Raw genomic sequence first — 23,649 nt, 5'->3', positions numbered from 1 at the left:
GTGTAGTTCAGTCCTTAGACAAATTTTGTACTATTGAGCATATTAACCTGTTTTAGCTAATAACTAAAAAAAATTTTAGTAAAACAAGGTTTTCAAGTGTAACAGAATATATTGCTAATTAACCTGTAACGACGCACTCAGTCGATAAAAAGGAAGTGACAAAATGACCAATAAAAACCGCGTTGAGTTCACCCATAAAGATGTAACGCTAAAACCGATACGTAACTTATATAATGGTTTTTTTAAAATAAATTTATACCAATTTGAACACGCTTTATTTGCCGGTGGCAAATCGCAACTCATTAGCCGTGAAATATTAGAGCGTGGCGATGCTGTGGCAGTGTTACCTTATGATCCTGTAACAGACACTGTGCTATTAATAGAGCAAATACGGATCGGTGCAATTAACAGCAAACATTCGCCGTGGCTGTTAGAATGTATAGCGGGCATGACCGATGGTAGTGAAGATTACGAAGCGGTAGTAAAAAAAGAAGCCTATGAAGAAGCCGGGCTGAATTTAACGGAACTGGCCTTTATGCTGTCGTACCTTTCAAGCCCCGGAGGCACAACGGAACGATTGCATTTATATTTAGCACGCGCCGATTTAAGCCAAGTCACCACTGGCATTTATGGGCTAGAGAGTGAAGGTGAAGATATTAGAACTCACTTGCTCACTTTTGCAGAAGCGCAGCGACGCTTAAACAATGGCGAAATAGATAACGCCGCAACGGTAATAAGCTTGCAATGGCTTGCGCTTAACCGACACAGGATGCTCGAAAAATGGGCATAAACAGTAATTTTAAAGAGTAATGGCGGTACTTTGACAGCACTTTTAGCAGCGAATCGATACATTCAAAACCTTCCACAGTACTTAACCCTGTGTGAGCATAATTACTTGCGACTATTAAAACTGTTACCCGCAGAACGCGGCGTTAGCAGCGTGCGTAAAGTAAAATTGGGTAACAGTGAGTTTGCGTTAACCATAGATGGTAATGCAAAGTACACCTTAGATGTGTCGATACAACAATTAACCGGTATGGTTAAAAGTATCACGCCGCTGTATTTAACCGTGCGGCTGTACAACGATGCCAAAGTAGCCGAGATAGTGCATCATGATTACCATCAACGCATTAAACCGTCGTATGGTTACCCGAATCCCAAAATGCATCAAAAAGATGAAAAGTATCAACTCAATGCGTTTTTATATGATTGGCTTGTTGCCTGTGTTGAGCAAGGGCGAGCGACGTTAAATTGGGATGTAAATAATGGCTTGGTTTGATGCGCCGCACCATTTTGATAAAACATTATTGCGAATTGCCCATGTAACGGATTGCCATTTATTTGCCGATAAACAGGGCGAATACTTTGGCGTTAATTCCGCAGCGCACTTGGCATTAGCCCTAGACCATATGGCGCAGCAGCAAGTTGATGCGGTTGTCTTTGGTGGGGATTTAACGCAAGATCATAGTGTGGCATCGTATCAGTTTTTTGCGCAGCTCGTGCATAATAGCCGCTTAACGTGCCCGCTATTTTGGCTGCCGGGTAATCACGACGAAATAGCCTTGCTGGTACAAATGAGTGGCGGGCAAATCAGTACCGCAAAACGCTTAATAGCCAAGGGTGTTGAGATATTGCTATTAAACTCAAAAGGACCCACGCCGGCGGGCTGGATCAGCGCCGAACATTTAACTGAAATCAGCAGCTGTTTAACGCAATCAGCTAATACTCAGCTGCTGTTTTGTCATCATAATCCGTTACCTATCAATGGCTATTTAGATAAACATATGCTAGAAAATGGCCCACAACTATTAAATACCTTGGTGAATAATGGCCAGGTTGCGGCCCTTTTTCATGGCCATGTACACAATGACTATCAGCAACGTTTTCGCACCCTTGATATTTACGCAACTCCAGCAAGCTCGGTGCAATTTACTAAGTACAGTGAGCACTGGCAGCAGCAAAACCGAGGCCCTGCGTATAGAATGCTGACCCTGAACACAGCGTCAGCAACGCTGCAGATTAAGACGGATGTGGTATGGTTAAACGGGTAATTTATATTCATGGCTTTAACAGTTCGGAAAAATCATATAAAGCTGTGCGCTTTGGTGAGCTTATGGCACACTATGATGTTGATTATTGTGTGCCACGGTTAAACCACGAACCTTTACAAGCAATCATAGCGTTAGAGCAATTGCTTACGTCTAATACGGTGTTATTAGGCAGTTCTCTAGGGGGCTTTTATGCCACCTATTTATCGCAGCGTTATCATCTTCCTGCGGTGGTTATTAACCCAGCGGTAGCACCTTATAATTTATTAACATCGTTACTCGGGGAAAATTATAATCCGTATCAAGATTATAAATACCAATTAAACCAGCATCATATGGATGCTTTAAGCACATTAACGATACCAACATTACACACCCCTGAGCTGCTTTATTTATTGCAGCAAACGGGTGATGAAGTGTTAAATTTTCAACATGCAGTAAAATATTATTCACAATGCAAGCAATTGATTGAGTTTGGTGGCGATCACAGTTTTATTGGCTTTGAACGCACCTTTGCAAGTATTGTCGATTTTCTTAACATCAAATAAAACTAGTTAGCGCATATAAAGATAAAAATTATGAGTCAGCAAAATTATAACGCCGAAGCTATTGAAGTACTCAATGGGCTAGAACCGGTACAACGCCGTCCGGGCATGTATACCGACACCACACGGCCGAATCACTTAGGCCAAGAAGTTATCGATAACAGCGTCGATGAAGCCATGGCCGGTCATGCCACACGCATTGATGTGATTTTACATGAAGATAACTCGCTAGAAGTGATAGATGATGGCCGCGGTATGCCCATTGATATCCACCCAGAAGAGGGGATCCCTGGGGTGGAGTTGATCTTCACTAAATTACACGCCGGTGGTAAATTTTCAAATAAAAACTATCAGTTTTCCGGTGGTTTACACGGGGTTGGGATCTCAGTGGTCAACGCGTTATCAACACGTGTAGAAGTTACCGTACGCCGGGATGCTCAGCAATATCGTATGGCATTTGAAAACGGTGACAAAGTAGAAGATCTCACCGTGATTGGCACCGTAGGTAAACGCAATACCGGTACCACAGTGCGCTTCTGGCCAGACGCTAAATATTTTGACTCCGCGAATTATTCACTGACTAAACTAAATCACTTATTAAAAGCCAAAGCGGTATTATGCCCAGGTTTGCGGATCAAATTTGTTAATAAACAAACCAAAGAAAGCCAAGAGTGGTTTTATGAAACCGGTTTAAAAGACTATTTAATTGAAGCGGTCAAAGGCTTTGAAACGCTGCCAGAACAGCCGTTTGTTGGTGAGTTTGCCAGTAGTATTGAAGGCGCAGACTGGGCACTCGTGTGGCTACCCGAGGGTGGCGAATCGATTGCTGAAAGTTATGTGAATTTAATCCCCACCGCCCAAGGTGGTACGCATGTGAATGGCTTACGCCAAGGCTTGTTGGAAGCGATGCGTGAATTTTGTGAGTTCAGAAATTTACTACCACGTGGCGTTAAGCTCACCCCAGATGATATTTGGGAGCGCTGTAGTTATGTGTTGTCAGTGAAAATGCAAGATCCGCAATTTGCCGGGCAAACAAAAGAAAAACTGTCATCACGCTCGTGCGCTGCGTTTGTATCGGGCGTAGTAAAAGACTCATTCAGTTTATGGCTTAATGAGCACACCGATATTGCAGAGCAGTTATCAGAGTTATGTATTTCTAACGCCCAGCGGCGGTTACGCGCAGCAAAAAAAGTGGTGCGTAAACGCGTGACCGCAGGGCCGGCTTTACCCGGTAAATTAACCGATTGCAGCGCCGCCGATAACGACCGCACCGAACTATTTTTAGTCGAAGGTGACTCGGCGGGCGGATCAGCGAAGCAAGCCCGCGATCGTGAATTTCAGGCGATTATGCCGCTACGCGGTAAAATATTAAATACCTGGGAAGTGGAGTCAGGGCAAATATTAGCCTCGCAAGAGGTGCATGATATTTCAGTTGCACTGGGCATTGACCCCGATTCCGACAATTTAGCGGGGCTACGCTATAATAAAATTTGTATCTTAGCGGATGCGGACTCCGATGGATTGCACATTGCCACCTTGCTGTGTGCCTTGTTTGTGCGTCATTTTAAACCACTAGTCAAAGCCGGGCATGTGTATGTTGCAATGCCACCACTGTTTAGAATTGATATTGGTAAAGATGTGTATTATGCCTTAGATGAGGACGAAAAAACCGGCATCTTAGCGCGTATTGAAGCAGAGAAAAAACGCGGTAAAGTAAACGTACAACGATTCAAAGGACTGGGTGAAATGAACCCACTACAGCTACGCGAAACGACGATGGATCCCAATACTCGCCGTTTAGTGCAGTTAACCTTAGATGAAGAAGAAAACACCATGGAAATGATGGATATGTTGCTGGCTAAAAAACGTTCTGCAGATCGGCGCCAGTGGTTAGAAGACCACGGCAACAAGGCGCAAGTGTAGGCACAGCCTGACCTAATAAGGGGAATATATGAATACGGTACTGAGAATAGTGTTATTGCTAGGTGTAACCTGCAATCCCGTAATGGCAAAAAATATATTAGATAAGCTAACGGTAGCGCCGCAGTTTGAAGTGAGTTTATTTGCCAGCGATGTTGAAAATGCGCGGCAAATCGCGGTATCAAAAAAGGGCATAGTGTATGCGGGTTCGCGAAAAGCGGGCAAAGTGTATGCGCTAATTGATCACAATAGTGACGGTGTCGCCGATAAAAAAATGCTGGTGGCAGAGGGCTTAAACATGCCTTCGGGCATCGCGATTAAAGACGGCGACTTATATGTCGGTGAAGTACATCGTATTATTCGTTTTAAGAACATTGATACGCAATTAAAAAACCCGAAGTATGATGTGGTTTACGATGCCTTACCGTCAGAGCGGCATCATGGTTGGAAGTTTTTACGCTTTGCTCCTACCGGCGAATTAATTATTCCGGTGGGCGTACCGTGTAACATTTGCGCCGAAGATGAGCGTTTTGGGCGTATTTTTTCGCTTAATGTGGCAACTAAACAAATTACTACTTTGGCACAAGGGGTACGTAACTCGGTAGGCTTTGACTTTCATCCGAGTACACAAACTCTGTGGTTTAGCGATAACGGTCGCGACATGATGGGCGACGATATGCCACCCGATGAGCTAAATCGCGTCACTACCGAGGGAGAGCACTTTGGTTTTCCGTATGTGCACGCAGGGGCTATTGTTGACCCTGAATTTGGTAACGGTAAAAATATTGCCGATTACACGGCGCCGGCACTAGCCCTTGGCGCCCATGTGGCGCCTTTAGGGATCCACTTTTATACCGGCAAACAATTTCCAGCAGCCTATAAGCAGCAATTATTTGTTGCTGAGCATGGCTCGTGGAATCGTAGTAAAAAATCAGGTTATAAAGTGGCGGTTGCGACTATAGAGCAAGGGCGGGTAACTAAATATACGCCATTTATTACTGGCTTTATGCAAAACGAAACAACATATGGACGCCCTGTCGCCTTTGCAGAATTAGGTGACGGCAGTCTGTTGGTAAGCGATGATTACGCTAACGTGATCTACCGTGTAAGCTATAAGAAAAACTAGGTAAGCGTTAATGAGTGATACAGATACTTTGCTAATGCAAGGAATTGAGCAACAAACCATGGGGCGTTTTACCGAAGACGCCTACTTAAATTATTCAATGTACGTGATTATGGACCGTGCATTACCGCATGTCGGTGATGGACTCAAACCGGTACAACGACGTATTATTTATGCCATGAGCGAGCTGGGTTTATCCGCCAGTGCTAAGTATAAAAAATCCGCTCGTACCGTGGGTGATGTACTCGGTAAGTATCACCCGCATGGTGACAGTGCCTGTTACGAAGCCATGGTATTAATGGCGCAGCCGTTTTCATATCGCTACCCACTAGTTGATGGGCAAGGTAACTGGGGGGCGGCGGACGATCCTAAATCGTTTGCGGCGATGCGTTATACCGAAGCACGGCTCTCGAAGTTTTCTGAAATCTTACTCAAAGAACTGGGTCAAGGCACGGTCGATTGGACCGCTAACTTTGATGGCACCATGGATGAACCTCTGGTGCTGCCGTCGCGCTTACCGCATATTTTGCTCAATGGTATTACCGGCATTGCGGTGGGGATGGCCACCGATATTCCACCGCATAATGTGCGTGAAGTAGCCAGTGCCTGTTGTTTATTACTTGATAAGCCGAAAACGGAGCTTGATGAGTTACTTGCGTTAGTACATGCGCCAGATTACCCAACCGACGCAGAAATTATCACCCCTAAAGCCGATATTCATAAAATATATAAAACCGGCCGTGGCTCAATCAAAATGCGTGCAGTTTACAGCGAAGAGCAAGGCGATATTGTGATTACTGCGCTTCCACACCAGTGCTCGGGCGCAAAGGTGTTGGAGCAAATTGCCGCGCAAATGAATGCTAAAAAGCTGCCGATGGTCGCCGATTTGCGGGATGAGTCTGATCACGAAAATCCAACCCGTATTGTTATTATTCCGCGTTCTAACCGCATTAAAGCTGAGCCATTAATGGCGCACTTATTTGCCACCACCGACTTAGAAAAAAGCTATCGCGTAAATTTAAACATGCTTGGCTTGGATGGTCGTCCGCAGGTTAAAGATTTACGCAGTATTTTAACTGAGTGGTTAACCTTTAGACGCGAAACGGTACGCCGGCGCCTGCAATTTCGTTTAGATAAAGTGTTGGCAAGGTTGCATATTTTAGAAGGCTTACTGGCAGCCTTTTTGAATATTGATGAAGTGATTGAAATTATTCGTACTGAAGATAAGCCTAAGCCGGTGTTAATGGAGCGTTTTGCGTTAACCGAGATCCAAGCGGAAGCGATTTTAGAATTAAAACTACGCCACTTAGCCAAATTAGAAGAGTTCAAAATTCGTGGCGAGCAAGACGAGTTAGCCAAAGAGCGTGACAAATTACAGCAAACGCTGGGTTCTGATCGTCGCATGTCAACGCTACTGAAAAAAGAGATCCAAGAGGCCGCTGAGCTGTACGGTGATGAACGTCGCTCACCAGTTGTAGAGCGCCTTGAAGCGAAGGCATTAAATGAAAAAGATCTGATGCCATCCGAGTCGGTCACTGTGGTGTTGTCAGAAAAAGGCTGGGCACGAGTAGGTAAAGGTCACGATTTAGATGTGCAAGGGCTAAGTTATCGCTCCGGCGATGGCTATAAAGCGTCTGCTCGCGGTAAGAGTAACCAGCCCGCGGTATTTTTAGACTCGGCGGGACGCGCCTTTGCCACCGATGCGCATAGTTTACCGTCGGCACGTAGCCAAGGTGAGCCGATGACAGGGCGCTTTAACCTGAGTGCAGGGGCTAACTTTGAACATGTGATCATGAGCGAAGACAACCAAGTGTTATTAATGGCATCCGACGCGGGTTATGGCTTTATTACTGAATTTAAAGACTTAGTCAGTAAAAATAAAAATGGTAAAGCCTTAGTGAGTGTGCCCAAAGGAGGTATATTGCTGTCGCCGATGCGGGTCAATGATGTCGCGAGCGATTATTGTATGGCGATTTCCAATGAAGGCCGCATGTTGTTATTCCCGCTGCGTGATTTACCCAAATTAACTAAAGGTAAAGGCAACAAGATCATTTCGATCCCCAGTGCTAAAGTACAGGCTCGCGAAGAGTTTGTAAAAGTCCTTGCGGTGGTACCCAATGGCAGCAGTGTTACGCTGCATGCCGGAAAGCGAAAACTAACGCTGAAACCAAGTGATTTAGAGCATTATCATGGTGAGCGTGGCCGCCGAGGCAATAAATTACCACGCGGTTTACAGCGCGTTGATGAAGCCGTGGTGGAATTGAATCCACAAGATGATGAACCCGCTGACACGAGTAGCGAAAGCTAACACAGCAAACGGCTTGCAGCAATGCAGGCCGTTTTTGTTTTAAATAGAACACCTTATAAAATTGAGCGTACAGTTGTGCGCGAATTTCTCGTGTCGAGAATAAAATCGCGTTACAATGGCGGCTTTGTTACTGATCTATATTGGAGAGGCTCTGTTGCTAGCTGTTATACGTATTTTAATTATGCTGTTGTTTATATTGTTAAGTTGTATTTGTGGCTTATTATTGTCGATAGTGAGGCCTTTTCATCCTAATAATGTGCATATTATAGCGAGCTGGTTTGGTTCAGTGGCGAAAATGTTAGGGGTAAAATTAGTCTTAAAACATCACCCCGATGCGCGTAATGTCGGCCCTGCGGTGTATGTGGCTAATCATCAAAATAACTATGACTTATTTACTATTGCGGCCATGGTGCCAGAAAATTGTGTTAGCGTGGGTAAGAAAAGTTTAAAATGGATCCCGTTTTTTGGTCAGCTTTATTGGTTATCGGGTAATATTTTAATTGATCGCGCTAACCGCTCAAAGGCGGCCGGCACTATTTCAAAAGCCGCTGCAAAAATTAAGCAAAAAGGCCTGTCGGTATGGATGTTTGCTGAAGGCACACGCAGTTATGGCCGTGGCTTATTGCCATTAAAAACCGGCGCGTTTCACACCGCTATGAGTGCGAATGTGCCGATAGTGCCGGTTTGTATGAGTAGCACCCATAAAACCATTAAACTAAATCGTTGGGATAATGGTACAATTTATATTGAAATGTTAGCGCCAGTGGCGCTGGATAAAGCAACCAGCGCGCGTGAATATGCCAAACATGTACACGCTATTATGGCGGCTAAAATAACAGCATTAGATGCTCAAGTGAGAGAGAAATAATGGAAAACTGGCGTGAAATAAGTGAAGACATCGTAACTTCACTACTTGAAGATGGCTCAGACCCGGAAATACTGTACGAAGTAGAGCATCACTTTGTGAGCGAAGACTTTGCTAAATTAGAGCAAGCGGCACTGGCTGCATTTAAGTTAGGCTTTGATGTTGAAGAGCCCGCTGAGCTTGAGCTGGAAGACGGTGCAAAAATTTGGAGCTTTGATATTGTGGTTGAGTCTGAGCTTGATGTTGACGTAATTATGGAAGACGTTGATAAGCTAGCTGCACTTGCTGCTGAATGCGAAGTAGAATACGACGGTTGGGGTACTTACTTTCAAGAGTAACCACCACAACATCTAAAAGAAAGGCGAATAGGCTAAGCTGTTCGCCTTTTTTGTTGCCGAGCGTCGGGCCTTCACATGCATCGAATGGCAACTATAACCATTTTTTATTTTTGAAATACACTCCAATACCGCCGGTAAGTAGTACTAAAAACAGCACAAATAAAGTAAACGCGTAAGGGCTTTCGGTACCCGGTATTCCGCCCACGTTAACCCCTAATAAACCGGTTAAAAAGCCTAAAGGTAAAAATAGCGCGGCCACCACCGACATCACGTACATGCGTTGATTTAGCTGCTCAGAGACTTGATTGGTTATCGTTTGCTGAATTACTTGGGCACGCTCAATAGAGCTATCTAGCTCTTCAAGATAACGCGTGAGTAGGTTGGTAGTTTCGTTGAGTTTGGCTTTATCTTCTTCAAATAACCACGGGTAAGCATGATTCAGCATATTGTTGAGCGCTTCTTTTTGTGGCTTTAAATAGCGCTTTAACGCGATGGTTTGACGACGCAGTTGCGACAAAGCTTGATTGTCGAACTTTTTACTGGGTTCATCAATTTCTTCTTCAAAGTCGTCTAAGGTGTCATCTAAGCCATCAATAACGCTCTGCATGCGTGAAGTTAGCTTGTGGGCAATGGCGCATACCAATGCTGAAATACTGCATGGGCCGTCGCCATTATTAAATGACGCCAGAATATCTTGTACCGATAGCAAGCGGCGCTTACGGGTACTAATAATAATATTTTCGTTAATGAAGAAACGAATTGAAACCATGTCTTCCGGACTTTGTGCCGGATTAAGGTTAATGCCACGTAAGAACAGCATATGGCCATTGGTTGCAGGAGTAATACGCGGACGGGTTTCATCAGCAATTAACGACTCGAGCTCGTAATCAGTTAAAAATTCACAGCTGCTGAGCCACGCTACAGCCTCACTTTGACTATAATCCATATGCACCCATAATTTACCCTGCTCTGGCTGCCAGTTGTGAAGTTCGTCGCTATTTTCTATGGTGCGGGCGCCACCTTGTTCATCAAGTATCAGGGCATGTAATAAGCCGTTAATCATAATTATTTCTCATAAGTAGTATGTTTTTAATACTGTTTACTATAGTGTATTTAGCCAAGTAAATTAAACTTACCTTTATTTTTAAGCTGTTAAATCTACTTGGTACGCTAAACAAGGGTATTTTGATCACTACCATGCTTGCGTGGCATTGTTAAACGAGTTGGCAACAAAGATCAATTAAATTGACTTGTCGAGTAGATAAATTAATTTCGTTGGTGTTTTATTTTATCTAGCGTATAAGACACTTTTTTATTAAGGGCGCATTTATGACAGCAAAAATTACCGTTGGTTGGCGTGAGTGGTTAAGTTTACCAGAGTTAGGCATAGATCTAATAAAAGCAAAAATAGATACCGGTGCCCGTACGTCGTGTATCCATGCCATTAATATTGAAGAGTATGCAGTTGATGGCGAAAAATGGGTTAAATTTATTGCCCAACCATTACAAGAAGATGAGCAAACACAGGTTGTTTGCCATGCAAAAGTTAAAAAATTAAAGTACGTAACCAGCTCCAGTGGGCAAAAAGAATTGCGTTACTTTATAGAAACCTCATTACATGCAGGCGAACATAGCTGGCCAATAGAAATAACCCTTACCAGCCGCGCGACAATGAAGTTTAGAATGTTACTCGGGCGTACTGCCATGGAAAATCGTATAGTCGTTGATCCGGCTTTATCTCATTTATTATAACTGTATTGAAATTAATTGCTTGCAGTTCAAGCTTAACCGTCAGTGCAATACAAATTAGTTAAGGTATTAACTATGAAAATTGGTATTTTATCTCGCAACAAAAATTTATATTCAACGCGTCGTTTAATCGAAGCCGCGAAGGAACGAGGTCATGAAGTTAAAGTAATCGACGCGCTGCGTTGTTATATGAATATAAATTCAGAGCAGCCTGAGATCCATTATCGCGGGGAAAACTTAAAAGATTTTGACGCAATAGTGCCGCGTATTGGCGCCTCAGTGACCTTTTATGGCTGTTCGGTATTGCGTCAGTTTGAAATGATGGGGGTATACCCAGTTAACGAATCGGTGGCTATATCACGTTCGCGCGATAAATTACGCTCGTTACAGCTGTTATCACGTAAATCGGTCGGTATGCCGGTCACCGGATTTGCCAGCAAACCCGATGACGTAAAAGATTTACTTGAAATGGTCGGCGGTGCACCTGTAGTAATTAAGCTATTGGAAGGTACTCAAGGTATCGGTGTGGTATTGGCCGAAACGCGTAAAGCTGCTGAAAGTGTAATTGAAGCGTTTATGGGCTTAAAAGCCAATATCATGGTGCAAGAATACATTAAAGAAGCCGGCGGTGCTGACATTCGTTGTTTTGTTTTAGGTGACAAAGTGATTGCCGCCATGAAACGTCAAGCACAAGAAGGTGAGTTCCGTTCAAACCTGCACCGCGGTGGCAGCGCAACCTTAGTGCGTATCACCCCTGAGGAGCGTAAAACAGCGGTTGCGGCGGCAAAAGCGATGGGCTTAAATGTAGCGGGTGTTGATTTACTGCGCTCTTCGCGTGGGCCTTTGGTAATGGAAGTAAACTCATCGCCAGGTCTTGAAGGCATTGAAATTGCGACCGGTAAAGATATTGCAGGTATGGTGATTGATTTCATCGAAAAAAATGCCTCAAGTAAAGGAACCGCAACTCGTGGCAAAGGTTAAAATTAACCGCCCTTTTACCTTATTAGGTGAAAGTATTGGCGTGGGTGAGCGGAAAACGCTTGCCCTAGAAGCAGCAAAGCTTTACACCCACTCACCGTTAAATATACCCATAGAAGTGGTGAATGGAGTAATGGAAGGCCCGGTATTGATGGTGTGTGCGGCTATTCATGGCGATGAGTTAAATGGCGTGGAAGTGGTACGGCAATTACTCGCCAAAATAGATCCCAACCAATTACGTGGTACGCTGATTGCGGTGCCTATCGTGAATGTGTTTGGTTTTATCCATAAGTCACGCTACTTGCCGGATCGTCGCGATATGAACCGCAGTTTTCCGGGCTCGGAACGTGGCTCCTTGGCGGGGCGTATGGCGTATATGTTTTTTAATCAAGTGGCCGTGCATTGTACGCATATTATTGACTTGCATACTGGTGCGATACATCGCACTAATTTACCGCAAATACGCGCTAATTTAGAAGATGATGCCACCGCCGAGATGGCAAAAGCCTTTGGTACTCCGGCGGTTATTAATGCCTCATTACGCAATGGCTCACTGCGCAGTGAAGCGGCGAACTTAGGCATTCCGGTGATCACTTATGAAGCGGGTGAAGCACTACGTTTTGATCCTATTGCCATCGCCGCGGGCGTGCAAGGTGTTGATTACGTGATGCGGCATTTAAAAATGATCCGTGGCAAGCGCCCTAAAAAGCTCCCAGAGCCGATCATTGCCAGCTCAACCAGTTGGGTACGTGCCGAAGTTGACGGTATAGTACGGGCGCAGGTATCGCTTGGAGAGCGGGTGACTAAAGGGCAAATATTAGCCTATATTAGCAGCCCGTTAGGTGATTCTGAGCTGGAATTGTTAGCGCCGCGCAGCGGTATTATAATTGGCCAGCAAACTATGCCATTAGTTAATGAAGGCGATGCGGTATTTCATATTGCGTACTTTGCCCATGCAAATAGCTTAGTGGAGCAACAGCTTGGCACCTTTATTGATGAGATCACTGACCTAGATGATGAGCTTAAAACAGCTGAGTTAAATAACTAAGTACGTTTAAGCTGCTATATAATACCAGCCGTTTAGTTAATCCAACACAGGAATAACTAAACGGCTTTATGGTTTTTAAAGCTTATTGGTTAGGGCGTTTAGGGCCGAGTATGCGCTTTGTAGCAGGGGATTTAGTTGCTTTAGGCTCTTTGTTTAACACTAGCACCGGACGCGTAACAAATAAGTTATTCGGGTAAATAACACGGTGACCGTCAATATGCTCTAGTACCACGTTCATTAAGCCCATTTCGACAATGCGCCCTTCAATACTGTTTGCGCCATCGACAATGCGCACCCAAAAGCCTACGCGGCAATCGTTTTGAATAAACATCAGTAAAAAGGCGGTTAAATTACTCAGTAGTGACCAAGCGGCAAATAGCGCAACCCCGAGCATAGCAAATAGTGAAGAGCCTAATACCAGTAAGCCACGCAGCTCAATGCCCCAAAATACCAGCACTAAACACAGCATCACAAAGGCAAGAATAATTTTAAGTAGTAGCTCAGCACGGTATTTTCGGTGTACGTCTATTTTGCCTTTAATGGTTTTTTCCAGTAGCTTTTCAGTCACTTTCAATAGCAGCGGGTAAAGCAGCAAGGCAACCACAGTGACAACCAATTTATATTGGGTGCCGAGTAAGTCTAATAATTCAAACAGTTGCAAAATAAGTTCTCAAATAATAGTTAGGTTATTGATTAAAAAGTGTTTTTTACATTGACCAGCCATTGTACCGAGTCTACATCATCGAACTTATCGAGAGGGGCCGCTATATCTATATGGATCACGGTACCGGCATTTGCACGGCTCGGGGCAAGACGCAAGCCAACACCGACATTTTTAAGCACTTGGTTATTTTCAGTATTATTAAGATTATACCCTTGTTTATCAGACCAAGCTCTGCCTATATCAAAAAAGGCTGCGCCACCCACTTTAAATAACTGCAGTAAATCGTACTCCCAATAATAACGCTTCTCTAAACTGACTAAAAAGCTACGATCGCCATGTTGGTAATCCATTGGGTAGCCGCGCAGGCCGGTTTCGCCGCCTAAGGTGAGCTGTTTGTCACGGGTCAGATTTTTAGCATACTGCAGCCGTACTTTTGCATACCAAGACTGATCGATACTGGTGTTTAAATAATATTGCAGTTGCGTGGTGGTAACGAGGTTTTCAAACTTTTTTTGTTGTTTATTCCAGTAACCGTCCATATCGGCACTAAAGCGCCATAACGTATCGTCCCCTGAAAAGTGCGCTTTTTTAACGTTAAATGAGTAAACTGCGCGGCTGTCATCGTTACTAATCGACTCATCAGAGTAACCTAACAGCGTTTTTATATTCCAGCCTAAGTTTAAGTCTTCGGTGCGGTAGATGCTGTCAAAGTTACGTACTTTAATAAAGTTATCTTCAAACCAATGGCCGCTAATATAGGGGTAACTTAAGTTACGATCTGCGGCGAGGGGAGCCACAGTATTTGCTATGGCGGCAAAGCGGTGCTGCTCATCAACGTAACCTAGGCTTAGCCGCTGCGTCCAATTTTTACTAAGGGCTTTAGAATGGCCAATAAACACGCGGTTAAGATCGGTTTTTTGCTCAAATTCGCTAAACTTTTCACCGCGTTGATACAGCGCTTCTTCACGTTGCTCAGTATAACTGAGCACCCCGTAACTGTAGGGGGTATCAATGGCAAAAAACGGGTAGGTTAGTTCTAGTAAATGGCGTTTGCCATCGTTATTGTCGGCATATTCTAAACGCCCTCGGTAGCGGGTAGAGAAAATATTAGGATCGTCGTAAACAAATAAATAGCCATTGCGATCACTATCTGTGGTGCGTGCCAGTGACAGGCGTTTACCCCAACCAAACAGGTTTGATTCACGAAAGCCAATGCTTGACTTATTTTCGCCGCCACTACGACTAAAGCTGATTTCCGGCAGCAGTGTCCATAAATCGCGAGTAACAACGGTCACATCGACATTGCCTTCACAGTTTTCGCTGGCAATCACTTGCGCATCGTAAAGGTAGCCTTGTTGGCGCAGCAAACGCTCTGACTCAGCGAGTTTTTTCGCGTCATACTTATCGCCACTTTTAAACAATAAAACGCTGTTAATTACTTCGGGCTCGGTCTGGATATGAGCACGATTGGCAAAGCGAAATAGCGCATTATTTTCTTCTTCCAGTTCAGTATTAAATACATTCAGTTGCTGCAGGGAAACCCGTGCTATAGTGGCATCAGGCTTAGCAACCAACAAGGCGGTGTTGTCGTGTAATTGGCGACGTAAATTACTGTTACTGTTTTCATACGTTATCGGGGCTGCAGTACAGCTGTCATCGGTTAGCTGCTGTGAAAATGCATTAGCCATAAAAAAGACAGAGAAAGTTACGCTAATACAGCACTGTGTGATCCACTTTCTGTTTATCATTCAAATCCCTTACTGCTACGTAGCAAATTACTATCGTAATATCAGCTTACATCATTGTTATAAAAATGTAAGTGAAAGTATCAGGCTTTGCGTTGATTTAATCGTCTTTAACTGAGATGAAAAGCCAGTGCCGCTAGCAGGTGTTCCGCGGCGTGGCCTTCACCGTTAATCCAAATACTTTGGCTATAATGTTCAAAATTTAAATTAAACATTTGTTGTTGGTAGCTGAAGCGCAATTGGTGGCGATCGGCGCCGGCATGGTATTCGCTGATGCTGATTTCATCACTGTGTAAAAACACTTGGCTCCACAGTTCAAAGTCTTCATCGTGGGGAGGGTGCTGCGCAGTGATAATAATGCAGCGATGCGTGTGCTGATATTCTATTAGGCTCATAAAATGCTTAGTGTGTGGCAAGGTAATGGCGAATTGCGGTTAAAAACTCTCCGCCATATTTGTTCAGTTTAGTAAATCCCACGCCCGACACCTTTAAAAATTCGCTGTCGTTGGTAGGCATTAATTGCGCCATTTCGGCTAATGTTTTGTCGTTAAATACCACATAAGGCGGCACATCGTCGGCATCGGCAAGCTCTTTTCGCAGTGCCCGTAAACGCGCAAAGAGTTTTTTATCATAATTAAACTGCGCTAATTTGTCTTGGTATACGTGTTTCGCTTGCAAGCGTGGCTCAGCCAGCTGCAATACATATTCACCTTTTAAAATAGCGCGGGCAGCTTCGGTTAACCGCAGTGACGCCCCTTGAGTAATATCTTGGCTGAGTAGTCCTTGGTGAATAAGCTGGCGCAAAATACTCAGCCAAAACTCACTGCTTTTGTCTTTACCTATACCATAGGTGCTGAGTTGATGGTGGTTATTATCGCGAATACGGCTGGTATTAGCACCGCGTAGTAACTCCACTATATAGCCTAGGCCAAAGCGTTGCTCGGCGCGGTACACGCACGATAATGCTTGTTGCGCGACTAACGTACCATCAAAGCTCTTGGGCGGATTTAAGCAAATATCGCAGTTGCCGCACGGTTCGCGTTGGTATTCGCTAAAGTAGTTAAGCAGGATTTGCCGCCGACAGGTTTGCGCTTCGGCAAAGCTGGCCATGGCATTAAAACGTTGCTCTTCTACACGACGACGTTGTTCGTCATCAATGTCTTCAAAAAAGCGTCGTACGCGGCCAATGTCGGCTGGATCAAAGTACATGATCGCTTCGGCAGCTAAACCATCACGCCCAGCACGGCCGGTTTCTTGGTAGTAAGACTCGATACTTTTTGGAATGTCGTAATGCAGAACAAAACGCACATTGGGCTTATTGATCCCCATGCCAAAGGCCACCGTAGCCACCACGATTTGAATATCGTCACGGGCAAAGCCTGTTTGCACAAATTGCCGTTGTTCGTTACTCATACCGGCATGATAGGCTGCGGCATTGAGTCCCGCATCGGCGAGTTTTTCGGCAATGTCGTCTACGCGCTTACGGCTGGTGCAATAAATAATACCACTTTGGTTTTTTTGTTCTTTTAAGTAGCGCAATAATTGCACCATAGGTTTAAATTTTTCTTCTATGGTGTAGCGAATATTCGGCCGGTCAAAGCTACCAGTATGAATATAAGGTTGCTGTAATTTAAGTTGGGCAACAATATCAAAACGAGTGGCTTTATCGGCGGTTGCCGTTAATGCCATCATAGGCACGTGGGCAAAGTGTTGTTTTAATTCATTTAAGCGAAAGTAGTGTGGCCTAAAATCGTGGCCCCAATGAGATACACAGTGCGCTTCATCGATAGCAAATAAACTTACCTTAAGGTGTGATAAACGCGCTAAAAACTCCCCTTGTAACACTTTTTCGGGCGCCACGTACAACAGTTTAATCCCCCCCTGATGGAGCTGTTGATACACTAACTGTTGCTCTTCACGGCTTAGGCTATTGTTCACATAGGCGGCGCTCACACCTAACGCTTGTAATTGCGCTACTTGGTCTTGCATCAGCGAGATGAGCGGCGAAATAACCACAGTGACGCCCTCGAGCACGAGAGCAGGTATTTGATAACACACCGACTTGCCGCCACCGGTAGGGAGCAGCACTAAAGTGTCTTGACCATTAATGGCCGCGTCAATCACCGCTTTTTGGCCGTCGCGAAATTCACTGTAACCAAACACTTGTTTGAGTACTGTGTCGGGCTTGCGCACCACAGAGCTGGAAGGGGAAGTTAATGTGTTCATTGCCGCCATTTTAGTGTTTTTTTTACAGAATGTCTTTAGCGCACGCTGAATGTTTATTGAATAAATTTCCCACTCGCTGGTTGGCTGTGATTTCGCGTCTTGTTATGCATTGAGCACGGCTATTTAAGTTAACACTATTGCTAGTTTGATGGTCGCTGTGTTTTACTCATCTTACCAGATGCAACAGAAACAATAATAATGAATAAAGAAGTGTTAATTCAACAAGTGGGTGAAGTGTTTGTCAACAATATGCCGTTTAACCAGTTGTTAAAAATAGCCGTGGTATCACTGAGTCCGGAGCACGCTAAAATAGCGTTTCCTTGGCAAGATGTGTTGATAGGTAACCCAGCACAAAAAATCTTGCATGGCGGCGTTATCTCCGCAGCCCTCGATAATGTCGGCGGCATGTTAGCTGCGGCAAGTGTCATAGATAAGCTCAGCGATGTTGATATTGGCTCGGTGCAACAAAAGTTGGCTACCTTAGGCACCATAGATATGCGTACCGACTACTTGCGCCCAGGCAAAGGCGAAAAATTTATTGCCAGTGCTACGTTGATCCGCTCGGGTAATAAAGTTTGTGTGTGCCGCATGGAATTGCATAATGAGCAAGGGGTGCAAATTGCGTTTGGGACTGGCACGTATTTAGTTGGCTAATAAAAGTTTGCGGAGTAAACTGGCGGCCTTTTGAATAACTAAGTGTGTATTTATGCCAATTGATACCGAGCAGCGCAAAGGCGCCATTTTGGCCTGTGTGGCTTTTTTAATATGGGGCTTAGCACCTATTTACTTTAAGCAGTTACAGCATGTGTCTGCCTTTGAAATTTTAACTCACCGTGTGGTGTGGTCGGTGGTGTTTTTAATTGTTATTGTTAGTGCGATGCGCCAGTGGCATAACATTAAAGGCATTATAGTGCAGCCTAAGTTATTGCTTATGCTTGTGTTAACTTCGTCGTTATTGGGCTTTAACTGGGGCTTATTTATTTGGGCGGTGAATAATAATCACATGCTTGATGCCAGTTTGGGCTATTACATCAACCCCTTACTGAATGTGTTGCTGGGTATGCTATTTTTAGGTGAGCGGCTACGTAAATTTCAGCTGGTGGCGGTGGCACTTGCATTTAGTGGCGTGATGTTGCAGTTAATCAGTTTTGGCTCATTTCCGGTGGTGGCATTTTCACTGGCAACGTCGTTTGCTATTTATGGCTTATTGCGTAAAAAACTGCCGGTGGTGGCGTTAACGGGGATCACGCTGGAAGCGCTGATACTCTTACCTGTCGCACTTATTTACTGGTGGTTAATGCAGCCTACGGCGACGTCAGATTTAGTGCTCAATGACTGGCATACTAATATATTACTGATCAGCGCTGGCATTATTACCACCTTGCCGCTACTGTGTTTTACCGGTGCCGCGAAACGTTTGCAATATACCACTTTGGGTTTTTTTCAATACATAGGCCCCAGCTTAATGTTTATTTTGGCGGTATTGCTTTACGATGAGGTATTTGATGCCGAGCGTGTGCTCACCTTTGCGTGTATTTGGAGTGCACTGGCTATTTTTAGTTGGGACTCTTATCGTCAATCGCGTAAACGTAAAAAAGCGGCTATTGTTGCGTCAGGCGTTGTGTAGTAGATAGCGCTTTAAAATGACTAGCGCGATGTATGACTACTCGCGCTAGGCTTGATATAACGCTAAATTAGCTCAGTTATTACAGGCTGTCAGATTCAGCGTAGTAGTCTTGGCTAACTGGAGTGGGGCTCGATATTTTTGAGCGGCCAAAGAGAGTATGAAATTTTGCTTTGCAGGTGGTTAACTTTAAATACTTAACCCATGCACGCTCAATGGCGTTGGTAGGTTCTTGTGCGCCGCTTACAACCGCAACAAATTGCTGTTGCTGCTCATTTTGTGGCGCTAAAGTTTTATTGTGTAGGCCTTTTAAAACAACCCCATGTTGCTCTAATATGCTGGCTTCTAACAAGGTGAAGTTTCCACTGCGACTAAATCCGCGGGGAAAGTTCTGATCATCGAAAAATTGACGTTGACTAACAAATGCTTGGCGAAGTAGTGAAATATCATTGCTCATTGCTGTACCCTCATACCTTATTAATTGCTGGAGTATGCGACAAGTTTACTGATTTTTTAAACAAGTTATTTTTATCGTGAGGAACAGATTTGGATATCGATTTATTAAAAACATTTGTTGAGGTAGTGCGGACCCGTCACTTTGGCAAAGCGGCAGAAAACCTGTATATCACTCAGTCTGCAGTGAGCTTTAGAATCCGTCAATTAGAGCAAGGTTTGGGGGTGAATTTATTTATTCGCCAACGCAATAATATTCAGCTAACAGCCCCTGGCGAACGCTTATTACCCCATGCGCAAATGATTATTACCGGAATGCAAAGAGCCAAAGTGGATGTGGCACTGGCCGACAATATGCACAAACAAATTTGCTTAGCGGGCACTCCCAATATCTGGGATGCATTTTTACAGTTTGGCATCACCAATATTGTCTCGGCCATGCCCGGCGTGTCGTTAGTGGCAGAGGTAAAAGCACAACAAGAAAGTACGCGACTATTACTAGAGCGTACGCTCGATATTGCAATTTTGTTTGATCCGCCTAAAGTCGATGAGCTCGTGGTGGAGCGTATTTGCGAGCTACCGATTATTCCGGTGAGTGCATTTGATACCGCGAATAACGATAACTTTTTTGATAACCAGTATGTGTATGTAGATTGGGGCACCACGTTTTCACTGTGGCATGCACGGCAGTTTACCGGTAAAACACCGCCGTATTTTAGAACCAGTACAGGGCGTATTGCCTTAGACTTAATATTGCAATGTGGTGGCAGCGCGTTTATTCCACAGGTATTAGTGGCTGAACATTTAGATAAAGGCGAGTTATTTCATGTTAAAGATGTTGAAACCACATCGCGCGATATCTTTGTGGCTTATCACCGCGATAACGAGCAAAAAGAATTGATAGAAACACTGGTTAATTTACTCAGCCAAATGACACCTAAGTTACCGACGGATGTAGAATAATTTCTCTAGTATGTAATTTTAATGGCAGATTTATTAATTTAAAACGCAAAAAACATGTCAGTTGTAATATTTTTGTCATTTTGCGATGCCACACTGCAGCTGTTTTAAAAATTAACCCGTTGTGATTATCGAGGAATTAGCATGAAATTTGTAAAATCGAGCTTATGTTTGGCTTTGTTAGGTGGTTTGTCTTTTAATGCGTTAGCCGATGTAGACTTTTATGGTAAAGCAAATGTCACGGTGCAATCATCTGATGATGGTGAGGGCTCATTTACTGAAATTAAAAGTAATGCCTCGCGTTTAGGTATTAAAGGGAGCGAAAGCCTCGCTGATGGCTTAGAAGCTGTTTATAAGTTTGAATTTCAAGTTGATCTGTCTGATGCCGATTCAAAAGGCGACAAAGATAATATTTCTTCGCGCAATCAATATGTTGGTTTAAAAGGTGCGTTTGGTCAGGTGGTTGTAGGGCGTAATGACACCGCGCTAAAGCTGTCGCAAGGCAAAATCGATTTATTTAGTGACCTTGAAGGCGATATTAAAAATGTCTTTAAAGGCGAAAACCGTTTAGGTAACACGGTTTCTTATGCGTCAAATTCTTATCAGGGGTTTAAGGTTTTAGCCACCTTTGTTGCAGAAGATAGTGATGACGCAGCGGCTAAAAATGGCTATTCAATGGCTGTTACCTACGGTGATGCTGGCTTAAAAAATAGCAGCGTTTATGCAGCGATTGCAGCCGACAGCGAAGTAAAAGGCTACGATATTGTGCGTGCTTCAGTACACACTAAAGTGGCTGATGTTAAACTGGGTGCTATGTACCAAACGCAAGAAAAAGTAGATGGTAGTGCAGAAGCTGATGGTTACTTATTAAGTGCTGCTTACACACTAGCAAGTAATACCTTTAAGTTACAGTACCAAGCAATGGACTTTGACGACAGTGATGACAAAACCGCGATATCTGCGGGTATTGATCACAAATTAAATAAGAACACTAAATTATTTGGTTTTTATTCAAATTTCGATATGGACAACCAAGTTGACCAAGACTACTTAGCAGTCGGTATTGAATATAAGTTTTAAAATAAAATCCCTTCTTTTTAACCGCATTAATTTTAATGCGGTTTTTTTTGCTTTAAATTATTTAGTTAGCCGCCCATAATAGAGCTGCATTTGGAATGAGGTGCAACTCCTCAACTATACCCGTAACTGTAAGCAGCTGCACTGTAAGTCAGATACAAATGCCAGATGATATCAATTCAAATAACGAGCGGGGTTACTCATTCAGTTTTTTGTGCGCTATTAAACTACCAGCACATTATGCAATGAGCTAAATCTGCCTAGGATTAACTATTGCACACTAATACAGCAACCAATACTCCATTACTCAAGGTAGAAAACCTGTCTTGGGGGATTGGCAGTAAGGCCATTGTTAAACAGATTAATTTACAGCTCAAGCGTGGTCAGTTTGTGGGTTTAATTGGGCCTAATGGCGCGGGAAAATCTAGCTTACTGCGTTGCTTATATCGCTATAACCAGCCGACTGCTGGGCAGGTTAAGTTTAATGACGTTAATATTTGGCAGCTTAGCAGTGCGCAATACGCTAAGTACGTGGCGGTGGTGCTACAAGAGGCACCACAACAATTTAATTTAACCCTGTTTGATGTTGTAGCACTGGGTTTAACGCCACATAAGTCACTTTTTAGCGCAACCAGTCACAGCGATATAGAGAAAATTAACCAAGCCATCGCGCGGGTTAATTTAACCGAGCATACGCAGCAGCAGTTTGAATCGCTGTCGGGGGGCGAAAAGCAGCGAGCACTCATTGCACGTGCTATGGTGCAACAGCCGCAACTGCTAATCATGGATGAGCCCACCAGTCATTTAGATGTTAAATATCAAATTCAGGTCATGGAGCTGGCCAAATCACTTGGCGTGACGGTATTTGCCTCATTCCATGATTTAAACTTAGCCGCTGCAATGTGCGATCAATTAGTGGTTATTAATCAAGGTGAAATCGCCTGCAGTGGCACGCCTAGTGAGGTACTCAACGAAGCGATGTTAAATACCGTGTTTGGTGTTTGCGCGCAAGTGAGCCAGCACCCCCAGCCATCCAGCAGCGGTGGGGTTATTCCGCATATTAGTTACTTTTATGGTTATCAATAACATGCGAAATATAACTCAGCACTCAACGCTTGCATTGTTTATTACGCTATTAGCAGCTGTTGTTACATTATTTTTAGCGTTGAGCTTTGGCGCGGCAGACACTGCATTAACTGATGTGCTAAAAGCCATGTTCTTTAGCTCAGAGGCCTCGTTTAAAAGCCGTATTATTATTGAATTAAGAATGCCGCGTACTTTACTGGCATTTTTAGCCGGCAGCGGATTGGCGATTGCAGGGCTTATTTTACAAACCGTGACACGTAATCCTCTGGCCGATCCGTATTTATTTGGTATATCGTCGGGCGCTTCACTTGGGGTGGTGCTGTTGATGGTAGTGACCGGGATTAGCGCGGGGTTTGCGTTATCGGCTGCAGCCTTACTAGGCAGTTTAGTTGCGATGAGTTTATTAATTGTTATTGCCGGCAGGCAGCAAAGCGCACAAGTAGAAGCGATGCTCTTAGCGGGAGTGGCGTTATCGTTTTTATTTAGCGCCTTTACTAGTTTATTACTTTATTGGAGCGATCCTCAGGCGGTAGCGGCAATTTTATTTTGGACTCTGGGTAGTTTTGCTCGCGCGCAATGGGCATCGCTATGGTTACCGGCGCTGGCGATTTTACTCTGTAGTGTGGTGATGCTTGGCTTTAGACGACACCTTAATGCCATGTTATTAGGTGATGAAAGTGCGGCCACACTGGGCGTGCAAGTGCAGCGCTGTAGAATTTTAATGCTGGTGTTGAGCTCACTGATCACCGCGGTGCTGGTGGCCATGTGCGGAGGAATTGGTTTTGTCGGGCTGATGGTGCCACATATAGTGCGTTTTTTTATTTCACAAGGCACTTTGTCAGGTTTACTGATCACCAGTTTAGTGGGCGGTATTTTTATGGTGTGGGTGGAT

The 23,649-nt window shown here is 44.1% G+C and carries 24 protein-coding genes and 1 riboswitch; of the genes, 18 read left to right on the top strand and 6 right to left on the bottom strand.

Going from position 1 to position 23,649, the window contains the following annotated elements; all coding sequences use genetic code 11:
* Positions 1-163 precede the first annotated feature (163 nt).
* The 9 genes from ABYB02_RS03260 to rraB all read left to right on the top strand — a co-directional run bounded on the left by ABYB02_RS03260 (position 164) and on the right by rraB (position 9,147).
* The gene (locus tag ABYB02_RS03260; protein ID WP_372761020.1) at positions 164-790 is read left to right on the top strand and encodes an NUDIX domain-containing protein; all 627 of its coding nucleotides are present in this window, start codon (positions 164-166) and stop codon (positions 788-790) included.
* A 30-nt stretch (positions 791-820) separates the two neighbouring features.
* Complete coding sequence (locus ABYB02_RS03255; RefSeq protein ID WP_372761018.1) at positions 821-1,279, top strand: DUF1249 domain-containing protein; 459 nt, start codon at positions 821-823, stop codon at positions 1,277-1,279.
* Positions 1,266-2,051, top strand: coding sequence for a metallophosphoesterase (locus ABYB02_RS03250; RefSeq protein ID WP_372761016.1), 786 nt, complete (start codon positions 1,266-1,268; stop codon positions 2,049-2,051). Before ABYB02_RS03255 ends, ABYB02_RS03250 begins: the two co-directional genes overlap by 14 nt.
* On the top strand, positions 2,036-2,596 hold the full coding sequence (locus ABYB02_RS03245) for a YqiA/YcfP family alpha/beta fold hydrolase (protein ID WP_372761014.1): 561 nt from the start codon (positions 2,036-2,038) through the stop codon (positions 2,594-2,596). Before ABYB02_RS03250 ends, ABYB02_RS03245 begins: the two co-directional genes overlap by 16 nt.
* A gap of 30 nt (positions 2,597-2,626) precedes the next feature.
* A complete protein-coding gene (gene parE, locus ABYB02_RS03240; protein WP_372761012.1) occupies positions 2,627-4,516 on the top strand; it encodes a DNA topoisomerase IV subunit B in 1,890 nt (629 codons plus the stop codon).
* Positions 4,517-4,544: 28 nt separating this feature from the next.
* The gene (locus ABYB02_RS03235; protein ID WP_372761010.1) at positions 4,545-5,639 is read left to right on the top strand and encodes a sorbosone dehydrogenase family protein; all 1,095 of its coding nucleotides are present in this window, start codon (positions 4,545-4,547) and stop codon (positions 5,637-5,639) included.
* 10 nt (positions 5,640-5,649) lie between these two features.
* Positions 5,650-7,944, top strand: a complete 2,295-nt coding sequence (gene parC / locus ABYB02_RS03230) for a DNA topoisomerase IV subunit A (RefSeq protein ID WP_372761008.1) — start codon at positions 5,650-5,652, stop codon at positions 7,942-7,944.
* 154 nt (positions 7,945-8,098) lie between these two features.
* Entirely contained in the window at positions 8,099-8,812 is a 714-nt protein-coding gene (locus ABYB02_RS03225) for a 1-acylglycerol-3-phosphate O-acyltransferase (RefSeq protein WP_372761006.1), read from the top strand.
* A complete protein-coding gene (rraB, locus tag ABYB02_RS03220) occupies positions 8,812-9,147 on the top strand; it encodes a ribonuclease E inhibitor RraB (protein ID WP_372761004.1) in 336 nt (111 codons plus the stop codon). Before ABYB02_RS03225 ends, rraB begins: the two co-directional genes overlap by 1 nt.
* A gap of 91 nt (positions 9,148-9,238) precedes the next feature.
* On the opposite strand, the gene ABYB02_RS03215 is transcribed toward rraB, so the two are convergent.
* Positions 9,239-10,210: a zinc transporter ZntB gene (locus tag ABYB02_RS03215; RefSeq protein WP_372761002.1), complete on the bottom strand. Its 972-nt coding sequence runs from the start codon at positions 10,208-10,210 to the stop codon at positions 9,239-9,241.
* A gap of 266 nt (positions 10,211-10,476) precedes the next feature.
* Between ABYB02_RS03215 and ABYB02_RS03210 the strand changes: the two genes are divergently transcribed.
* The 3 genes from ABYB02_RS03210 (at position 10,477) to ABYB02_RS03200 (ending at position 12,922) form a co-directional block, all read left to right on the top strand.
* Positions 10,477-10,899 carry an ATP-dependent zinc protease gene (locus ABYB02_RS03210; protein WP_372761000.1) on the top strand — a complete coding sequence of 141 codons (423 nt, stop codon included), beginning with the start codon at positions 10,477-10,479 and terminating at the stop codon, positions 10,897-10,899.
* A gap of 72 nt (positions 10,900-10,971) precedes the next feature.
* Entirely contained in the window at positions 10,972-11,877 is a 906-nt protein-coding gene (gene rimK, locus ABYB02_RS03205) for a 30S ribosomal protein S6--L-glutamate ligase (RefSeq protein WP_372760998.1), read from the top strand.
* Positions 11,864-12,922, top strand: coding sequence for a succinylglutamate desuccinylase/aspartoacylase family protein (locus ABYB02_RS03200; RefSeq protein WP_372760996.1), 1,059 nt, complete (start codon positions 11,864-11,866; stop codon positions 12,920-12,922). The genes rimK and ABYB02_RS03200 overlap by 14 nt, the downstream gene beginning before the upstream one ends.
* 82 nt (positions 12,923-13,004) lie before the next feature.
* On the opposite strand, the gene ABYB02_RS03195 is transcribed toward ABYB02_RS03200, so the two are convergent.
* The 4 genes from ABYB02_RS03195 to recQ all read right to left on the bottom strand — a co-directional run bounded on the left by ABYB02_RS03195 (position 13,005) and on the right by recQ (position 17,557).
* Positions 13,005-13,583, bottom strand: a complete 579-nt coding sequence (locus tag ABYB02_RS03195) for a mechanosensitive ion channel domain-containing protein (protein ID WP_372760994.1) — start codon at positions 13,581-13,583, stop codon at positions 13,005-13,007.
* 32 nt (positions 13,584-13,615) lie between these two features.
* Complete coding sequence (locus ABYB02_RS03190) at positions 13,616-15,334, bottom strand: BamA/TamA family outer membrane protein (protein ID WP_372760992.1); 1,719 nt, start codon at positions 15,332-15,334, stop codon at positions 13,616-13,618.
* A gap of 107 nt (positions 15,335-15,441) precedes the next feature.
* Complete coding sequence (locus tag ABYB02_RS03185; protein ID WP_372760990.1) at positions 15,442-15,726, bottom strand: DUF3630 family protein; 285 nt, start codon at positions 15,724-15,726, stop codon at positions 15,442-15,444.
* A 7-nt stretch (positions 15,727-15,733) separates the two neighbouring features.
* Positions 15,734-17,557 carry a DNA helicase RecQ gene (gene recQ / locus ABYB02_RS03180; RefSeq protein WP_372760988.1) on the bottom strand — a complete coding sequence of 608 codons (1,824 nt, stop codon included), beginning with the start codon at positions 17,555-17,557 and terminating at the stop codon, positions 15,734-15,736.
* Between the two features lie 198 nt (positions 17,558-17,755).
* Between recQ and ABYB02_RS03175 the strand changes: the two genes are divergently transcribed.
* Together ABYB02_RS03175 and rarD are read left to right on the top strand one after the other, a co-directional pair.
* Complete coding sequence (locus ABYB02_RS03175) at positions 17,756-18,211, top strand: thioesterase family protein (RefSeq protein WP_372760986.1); 456 nt, start codon at positions 17,756-17,758, stop codon at positions 18,209-18,211.
* A gap of 52 nt (positions 18,212-18,263) precedes the next feature.
* Entirely contained in the window at positions 18,264-19,184 is a 921-nt protein-coding gene (gene rarD, locus ABYB02_RS03170) for an EamA family transporter RarD (protein ID WP_372760984.1), read from the top strand.
* Positions 19,185-19,263: 79 nt separating this feature from the next.
* On the opposite strand, the gene ABYB02_RS03165 is transcribed toward rarD, so the two are convergent.
* On the bottom strand, positions 19,264-19,638 hold the full coding sequence (locus ABYB02_RS03165) for a DUF413 domain-containing protein (RefSeq protein WP_372760982.1): 375 nt from the start codon (positions 19,636-19,638) through the stop codon (positions 19,264-19,266).
* Between the two features lie 89 nt (positions 19,639-19,727).
* On the opposite strand from ABYB02_RS03165, the gene ABYB02_RS03160 reads away from it, so the two are divergent.
* The 4 genes from ABYB02_RS03160 to ABYB02_RS03145 form a co-directional block, all read left to right on the top strand.
* Positions 19,728-20,597 carry a LysR family transcriptional regulator gene (locus ABYB02_RS03160; RefSeq protein ID WP_372760980.1) on the top strand — a complete coding sequence of 290 codons (870 nt, stop codon included), beginning with the start codon at positions 19,728-19,730 and terminating at the stop codon, positions 20,595-20,597.
* Positions 20,598-20,738: 141 nt separating this feature from the next.
* On the top strand, positions 20,739-21,674 hold the full coding sequence (locus ABYB02_RS03155) for a porin (RefSeq protein WP_372760978.1): 936 nt from the start codon (positions 20,739-20,741) through the stop codon (positions 21,672-21,674).
* A gap of 45 nt (positions 21,675-21,719) precedes the next feature.
* Positions 21,720-21,855: riboswitch (cobalamin riboswitch) on the top strand.
* 89 nt (positions 21,856-21,944) lie between these two features.
* A complete protein-coding gene (locus ABYB02_RS03150; RefSeq protein ID WP_372760976.1) occupies positions 21,945-22,757 on the top strand; it encodes an ABC transporter ATP-binding protein in 813 nt (270 codons plus the stop codon).
* The coding region (locus ABYB02_RS03145) for a FecCD family ABC transporter permease (protein WP_372760974.1) at positions 22,744-23,649 on the top strand (906 nt) is incomplete at its 3' end. The genes ABYB02_RS03150 and ABYB02_RS03145, both read left to right, overlap by 14 nt.

The organism is Pseudoalteromonas sp. (assembly GCF_041613455.1).
GTDB lineage: Bacteria > Pseudomonadota > Gammaproteobacteria > Enterobacterales > Alteromonadaceae > Pseudoalteromonas.
The sequence above is the reverse complement of the archived record's forward strand: the minus strand, read 5'-3'. Positions and strand labels throughout refer to the sequence as shown.

Bases quoted from the DNA above. Each gene is read 5' to 3' on its own strand.
- recQ (WP_372760988.1), bottom strand. From the start codon at position 17,557: ATGAACACATTAACTTCCCCTTCCAGCTCTGTGGTGCGCAAGCCCGAC.
- ABYB02_RS03250 (WP_372761016.1), top strand. From the start codon at position 1,266: ATGGCTTGGTTTGATGCGCCGCACCATTTTGATAAAACATTATTGCGA.
- parC (WP_372761008.1), top strand. From the start codon at position 5,650: ATGAGTGATACAGATACTTTGCTAATGCAAGGAATTGAGCAACAAACC.
- ABYB02_RS03165 (WP_372760982.1), bottom strand. From the start codon at position 19,638: ATGAGCAATGATATTTCACTACTTCGCCAAGCATTTGTTAGTCAACGT.
- ABYB02_RS03185 (WP_372760990.1), bottom strand. From the start codon at position 15,726: ATGAGCCTAATAGAATATCAGCACACGCATCGCTGCATTATTATCACT.
- ABYB02_RS03245 (WP_372761014.1), top strand. From the start codon at position 2,036: ATGGTTAAACGGGTAATTTATATTCATGGCTTTAACAGTTCGGAAAAA.
- ABYB02_RS03215 (WP_372761002.1), bottom strand. From the start codon at position 10,210: ATGATTAACGGCTTATTACATGCCCTGATACTTGATGAACAAGGTGGC.
- ABYB02_RS03260 (WP_372761020.1), top strand. From the start codon at position 164: ATGACCAATAAAAACCGCGTTGAGTTCACCCATAAAGATGTAACGCTA.
- rarD (WP_372760984.1), top strand. From the start codon at position 18,264: ATGCCAATTGATACCGAGCAGCGCAAAGGCGCCATTTTGGCCTGTGTG.
- ABYB02_RS03175 (WP_372760986.1), top strand. From the start codon at position 17,756: ATGAATAAAGAAGTGTTAATTCAACAAGTGGGTGAAGTGTTTGTCAAC.
- rimK (WP_372760998.1), top strand. From the start codon at position 10,972: ATGAAAATTGGTATTTTATCTCGCAACAAAAATTTATATTCAACGCGT.
- ABYB02_RS03210 (WP_372761000.1), top strand. From the start codon at position 10,477: ATGACAGCAAAAATTACCGTTGGTTGGCGTGAGTGGTTAAGTTTACCA.
- rraB (WP_372761004.1), top strand. From the start codon at position 8,812: ATGGAAAACTGGCGTGAAATAAGTGAAGACATCGTAACTTCACTACTT.
- parE (WP_372761012.1), top strand. From the start codon at position 2,627: ATGAGTCAGCAAAATTATAACGCCGAAGCTATTGAAGTACTCAATGGG.
- ABYB02_RS03190 (WP_372760992.1), bottom strand. From the start codon at position 15,334: ATGATAAACAGAAAGTGGATCACACAGTGCTGTATTAGCGTAACTTTC.
- ABYB02_RS03155 (WP_372760978.1), top strand. From the start codon at position 20,739: ATGAAATTTGTAAAATCGAGCTTATGTTTGGCTTTGTTAGGTGGTTTG.
- ABYB02_RS03235 (WP_372761010.1), top strand. From the start codon at position 4,545: ATGAATACGGTACTGAGAATAGTGTTATTGCTAGGTGTAACCTGCAAT.